A 3,935-nucleotide genomic window follows, 5' to 3' on the forward strand; every position below is an offset into this window, starting at 1 on the left:
AATGAAGGAGCCGGGAAACCGCCCAATGTCTGAACAGGCCCGGCTCCGTCTGATTCTTGGGCAGGATGCCCAATAAATCAGTATCTCCTTACGTGCGGTGCTCGGCACCGCGGCTCTCTCTGGCAACGACTGTCTGCAGCGACGACAGGCTCAGCTTATCGCAGCGCCGCCACCGCGCCGGCGCCCGCTCAACCTCCCTCCGATGGGCAGCACTGGCCCTATGGGCAGCACTGGCCAACAGTCGGCAAGCCCTATGACGGCGGAGCGGCTTGGCCCGCCTGCGGCAGACGGTTGTCAACGACGTCCAGCACCTGCGCCAGCACGGCCTCGATGCCAAGATTGGACGTGTCGATGATCACGGCGTCCGCGGCCGGCACCAGCGGACTTGCGGCCCGCTCGCGGTCGCGGCGGTCGCGTTCGGCAAGCTCTCGCGCAAGATTCGCCACGTTAGCATCCATGCCCTTGTCTTTCAACTGGTTATAACGTCCGGCGACACGCACCGGCGGAGTGGCCTCAAGGAAGAACTTGATGGGTGCCTCAGGGAAGACGACGGGCCCCATGTCGCGGCCGGCGGCGATGGGCCCGGGGGGCGGCACCGCATCACGCTGCAAGCGCCAAAGCGCGCTGCGCACCGCCGGCGCCGCGGCGACGCGGGAGGCGTGCTCACCGGCGGCGGCGGTGCGGATTTCATCGCTGACATCGACGGCATCGAGCAGCACCCGCTCACCGTCGAAACGGATGTTGAGCCGCTGCGCGAGGGCGCCAAGCGCCTCCTCGTCCGCCAAGTCGACGCCGCGTTGCACGGCAGCCAGGCCGACACAGCGGTAGAGCGCCCCGGTGTCGAGCACATGCCAGCCGAGCCGCGCGGCCAGGCCCGCGGCAATGGTGCCCTTGCCGGTGCCGGACGGCCCGTCGAAGGTGATCACCGGTGCCGTGAGCGCGTCGGCTGCTGCGCTCATTGGGCTGTCTCGGCCGCGACTGCGGCCGTTTCTTCGATGTCGAGGCCGGCGCCTGCTGCGAGCGCCGCGAAGCCTGGAAAGGACGTGTCCACATTGGCGCTGTCCTGCACCACAACCGGTTCAGCGGCACGCAGTGCCGCTATGGCAAAGGCCATGGCAATACGGTGGTCGCCATGGCTATGGACGGTTCCGCCGGTGAGTCGGCCGTTGCCAACCCCCCGGATGCGGATGCCATCCGGAAGTACCTCGGCGTCGACACCCAGCGCGACGAGCCCCGCTGCCATCACGGCAATACGGTCGCTTTCCTTGACGCGGAGCTCTTCTGCGCCGGTGAGCAACGTCTCTCCCTCGGCACAGGCGGCGGCGATGAACAGGGCCGGGAATTCGTCGATGGCGAGCGGCACCTGGTCACGCGGGATCTCGATACCGCTGAGCCGGGCGCTGCGCACGCGCAGGTCCGCCACCGGCTCGGCACCGCAGTCGCGTCGGTTCGCGATCTCGATGTCTGCACCCATGGCGCGCAGGATATTCAGCACGCCGATGCGCGTCGGGTTAACTCCCACCGCCGGCAGGATCAGGTCCGCGCCGGCGGCGATGCTGGCGCCCACCAGAAAGAACGCCGCCGAAGAAATGTCCGCCGGCACCGCGACAGGCGCAGCCGTAAGCCGGCTGCCGCCCCGAAGGCAGACACGGGCGCCGTCGCGTTGGACCGGGCAGCTGAACGTCGCCAGCATCCGCTCAGTGTGATCGCGGGTGACCGCCGGCTCGGTGACGCAGGTCTCGCCATCCGCGTAGAGCCCCGCGAGCAACAGGCAGGACTTCACCTGGGCGCTTGCCACTGGCATGGCATAGTCAATGCCGTGGAGCCGATCCACTGGGTGAATCCGCAGCGGCGCGGTACCGGCGGGCGTGGTGTCGATGGCCGCTCCCATCTGCGCCAGCGGGTCCGTGACACGGCGCATGGGCCGCCGCGACAATGATGCATCCCCCACCAGCGTGCTCTCGAACGGCTGCCCCGCGAGCAGACCGCAGAGCAAGCGCATGGCCGTCCCTGCGTTACCGACGTCGAGCGGTCCGTTGGGGGCCGTGAGGCCATCGCGGCCAACGCCCTGAATGTGCACGCGCCCGGCCTCCGGCCCGACGATCTGAACGCCCATATTACGAAAAGCGGCAAGGGTGGCGAGGCTGTCCGCTCCCTCCAGAAAGCCGGTGACTTCCGTGGCGCCGTCCGCCAACGCACCGAGCATGATCGCCCGGTGCGAGATGGACTTGTCGCCCGGCACCCCGACCTCGCCGACGAGGGTGCCCCCGGGCGCCACCCGGTAGCCGCGCACAGGCATCCCGGCGTCAGTGACGCCCGGCGAGGGCTTCTCGGTGGCTGGATCGGGGCTCACGGCGCTGGGGCTCCGCAGTGGTTGTAATGCCCGGTCGATTCGCAAAAGTGGGAAGGGCTTTCCGCACCAAATGAGTCCGCTCCGCTGCTGGCACCGGGCGGCGTCCTGCGCAGCTCAGCACCGGCTCATTCGGGCAGCGCCGAGGAAAGTTGCATCCGGGCGGCAAAAACGCTGCAAAATAACGCAGCCCCAACGCGGTGTAAATCCTTAAAGAGCGCCGCCGCCGCGCCGCCCAAGAGACGGGGCGCAGCGGCCGCGAGACCCAGAAACGGGTGTGATTCAGGATACGTGCAAATTTCTGTAATCCCGGTCGTCGACAAGCTACTCTCGGACCTCGCGCAGGAGTCGCTGGACGATTTCGTCGGCGGCGTAGAGTCCGGTTTCCAGTAGTCTCTGGACAACCGGTCCGGCGCGCTCGATCAGTCCCACGACCTTCGCTCGGCCCACGATGCCAAGGGTGCCGATGATCGCGAGCCCCATGGCATTCGCACAGCGCCTGGCTTCCAAGTCGTCGATCACGACGCGGTCGGCGGAGTGCCTGACGGCATGGCTGATCACTTGGGTTTCGCCAGGGCCGAGGTCCCAGCTCAGGATGTTCGCAGGCGGGTCTTCGTCGTCCACGACGATCGCAAATTCGAGGGCCGTCAGCGTCTGAACCGTTTGCTCGCCGTCCGGTTTGGCGCTGACCTCGCGAATCACAGCTCTGGGCAAGGCGATTTCTCCCGCCAAGGCGCCAAGCAGCTGGATCTGCTCGACCTTGCCGAGCAAGATCAACGGCGAGGCATTGACCACCCAGCGTCTATGCGCCATGGATTTCGTCGGCAAGCTCATCGGCCGTGACTTGGCAGGCCGGGACCTTTCGATGGTGGAGTTCTTCCAGGAACTCGGCTCGGGTCAGGTCGGCAAGCTCGGCGGCCTTTCCCTGTGAAACGATTCCTTGTGCGTACCACTGAACCGCCGCGGCGACGCGCATCTCTCGTGCGAATTCGCCGGGCGCCAAGCGCAATGCGCCGAAGACCGACGCATCGAAGTCGAAGGTGATCGTGGTCGTCATTGCTTCGCTCGTGGTTGTCACCGGTTCGGGTTACGTAGTCGAGGTCCTGGATTCGGGGCCGGTCCATGCACGACACGCTGCACGGTGCTGACGCCGATGCCCAGCTCACTGGCGATCTTCTTGATGCCCTTGCCCTGACGGCGCGCCGCTCGGATCCTTGCCTCGACCACCTCGGGCGTACGCGGTCGCCCGAGGGTTTTGCCTTGCGCCCGCGCGCGCTGGAGGCCCGCGCGAACGCGCTCGCGAATCATTGCCCGCTCGAACTCGGCAAACACGCCGCACATCTGGAACATGGCCTGGCCGGCGGAGGTCGTGGTGTCGATGCCTTGTTGGTGCAGGTACAAATCGACGCCCTTGGCCTGCAACCCGGACAGCAGGGCAAACTGCTGCTGCAACGACCGCCCCAGCCGATCGACCGACCAGGCCATCACCAGATCGATCTCCCGCCTGTCCCTTCTACCCATCTCCTAGCCCACGAACCCGTACTAGACCTCCTATTCCGTCTTCGTCTTGAAAAAAAAAACAACA

General features: G+C 66.7%; 5 protein-coding genes. All 5 read right to left on the reverse strand.

Annotated elements, in window-relative coordinates:
- Positions 1-251 precede the first annotated feature (251 nt).
- The 5 genes from cmk to I6U14_RS11275 all read right to left on the reverse strand — a co-directional run bounded on the left by cmk (position 252) and on the right by I6U14_RS11275 (position 3,871).
- Entirely contained in the window at positions 252-959 is a 708-nt protein-coding gene (gene cmk, locus I6U14_RS11255) for a (d)CMP kinase (protein ID WP_296899372.1), read from the reverse strand.
- The gene (aroA, locus tag I6U14_RS11260; protein ID WP_296899377.1) at positions 956-2,299 is read right to left on the reverse strand and encodes a 3-phosphoshikimate 1-carboxyvinyltransferase; all 1,344 of its coding nucleotides are present in this window, start codon (positions 2,297-2,299) and stop codon (positions 956-958) included. The genes cmk and aroA overlap by 4 nt, the downstream gene beginning before the upstream one ends.
- 375 nt (positions 2,300-2,674) lie before the next feature.
- Positions 2,675-3,163, reverse strand: a complete 489-nt coding sequence (locus I6U14_RS11265; RefSeq protein ID WP_296899373.1) for a DUF3368 domain-containing protein — start codon at positions 3,161-3,163, stop codon at positions 2,675-2,677.
- Complete coding sequence (locus tag I6U14_RS11270) at positions 3,153-3,407, reverse strand: UPF0175 family protein (protein ID WP_296899375.1); 255 nt, start codon at positions 3,405-3,407, stop codon at positions 3,153-3,155. The genes I6U14_RS11265 and I6U14_RS11270 overlap by 11 nt, the downstream gene beginning before the upstream one ends.
- Before the next feature lie 17 nt (positions 3,408-3,424).
- A complete protein-coding gene (locus tag I6U14_RS11275) occupies positions 3,425-3,871 on the reverse strand; it encodes a recombinase family protein (protein WP_296899376.1) in 447 nt (148 codons plus the stop codon).
- Positions 3,872-3,935: the final 64 nt, after the last annotated feature.

Origin of the sequence: Thiohalocapsa sp. (genome assembly GCF_019695415.1) — a bacterium.
Classification (GTDB): domain Bacteria; phylum Pseudomonadota; class Gammaproteobacteria; order Chromatiales; family Chromatiaceae; genus Thiohalocapsa.

Excerpts from the sequence above, each read along its gene's own strand:
- cmk (WP_296899372.1), bottom strand. The coding sequence starts at position 959 with ATGAGCGCAGCAGCCGACGCGCTCACGGCACCGGTGATCACCTTCGAC.
- aroA (WP_296899377.1), bottom strand. The coding sequence starts at position 2,299 with ATGCCTGTGCGCGGCTACCGGGTGGCGCCCGGGGGCACCCTCGTCGGC.
- I6U14_RS11265 (WP_296899373.1), bottom strand. The coding sequence starts at position 3,163 with ATGGCGCATAGACGCTGGGTGGTCAATGCCTCGCCGTTGATCTTGCTC.
- I6U14_RS11270 (WP_296899375.1), bottom strand. The coding sequence starts at position 3,407 with ATGACGACCACGATCACCTTCGACTTCGATGCGTCGGTCTTCGGCGCA.
- I6U14_RS11275 (WP_296899376.1), bottom strand. The coding sequence starts at position 3,871 with ATGGGTAGAAGGGACAGGCGGGAGATCGATCTGGTGATGGCCTGGTCG.